At 60.8% G+C, this 1,035-nt stretch carries 2 protein-coding genes; both read right to left on the bottom strand.

Annotated features, from left to right (window positions below; genetic code table 11):
• Nucleotides 1-208: 208 nt before the first annotated feature.
• Nucleotides 209-766, bottom strand: a complete 558-nt coding sequence (locus tag BFP96_RS11885) for a DUF4136 domain-containing protein (protein WP_065897440.1) — start codon at nucleotides 764-766, stop codon at nucleotides 209-211.
• 44 nt (nucleotides 767-810) lie between these two features.
• A partial coding sequence (locus tag BFP96_RS11880; protein WP_139113391.1) for a DUF4136 domain-containing protein occupies nucleotides 811-1,035 on the bottom strand: 225 nt, incomplete at its 5' end.

Here is a 1,035-nt window from a genome sequence, read left to right as displayed (position 1 = left end):
AGAGCGTTTTGCTTACTTTTGCGCTTTTCAAAAGTGAGCCGCCGTCAGGGCGGAACCCTAAGTGGCCGTGACCGCAGAAACGGATATGTACTCGTTCCAATCCAACATCCTGGTCGGCCCAGAGGCCGCCATCGGGGGCAAGCCCCCTCCCACATTATGACCGAGGAGGCCGGGAGGCCTTCACCGGAGCAGATCCCTTTCCACAAGGTCAGCGGGGCGGATAGTTGGCAAGAATCCTGGCCACCGTGCTGCGAATGGCATTACTCCGGTCCTGCGGATTCGGCGAACTGGCCATGATCTGCTCATCACTGCCCCGCCACACCAACTTACCGTCCCTGCCATCGAGCAAATCAATCTGCAGCGTCGCCACCTTGTAAGAGATGCTGCGCGTTTCGTTATACATCGGCGCCCCCCAATACCCATTCCACGGCCCGCCCCAAGCCCCCCCGTAATTAGTGGTGACCTGTTGCTGACGGTCCTCGACGATCAGATAGGCCTGCACAGAGAGGTCGGCCTTGCTACCGGGCCCGGCGAGGCGCAGACCGCGCTGGTCAAGCTGCTCGCCCACCGCCTGGCGAATACGCTGCTCGGTGAGGTCGCTCTTGATACGCGGATCATCCGGACGATATTGCAGCGCCGGCTCTTTCCAGGCCCAGTTACGGTAGGCGCCAAAGTCGCGGCTGGCGTCAAAGTCATGATTGACCTGATTACTCTGGCAACCGCCCAGCAGCAGGACAACGGCAAGCGTAGCGATACGACGAAACATGAGGGTTCTCCGATGATCGGTCCGGCTTCAGTTGAGCATAGCGGTTAACGCGGAGGATACGCCGTCATCGCCTTCTGCACTGCCTGGCGCAACGCATCAGCGCGCTCGCTGAGGCTACCCTGGCTGCCCGTTTCGGCACTAGCGCTCCACACCGGCTGGCCGCTGCGGGCGTCGAACAGATTGACGCGCACCACCACGACCTGCACTTCATAGGTACGCACCATCGGCACCGAGTTGTACATGCCGTAGCCATTGCCATAGCGGTTGTA

Origin of the sequence: Pseudomonas sp. 34 E 7, from assembly GCF_900005715.1 — a bacterium.
Taxonomy (GTDB): domain Bacteria; phylum Pseudomonadota; class Gammaproteobacteria; order Pseudomonadales; family Pseudomonadaceae; genus Aquipseudomonas; species Aquipseudomonas orientalis_A.
The sequence above is the reverse complement of the archived record's forward strand: the minus strand, read 5'-3'. Positions and strand labels throughout refer to the sequence as shown.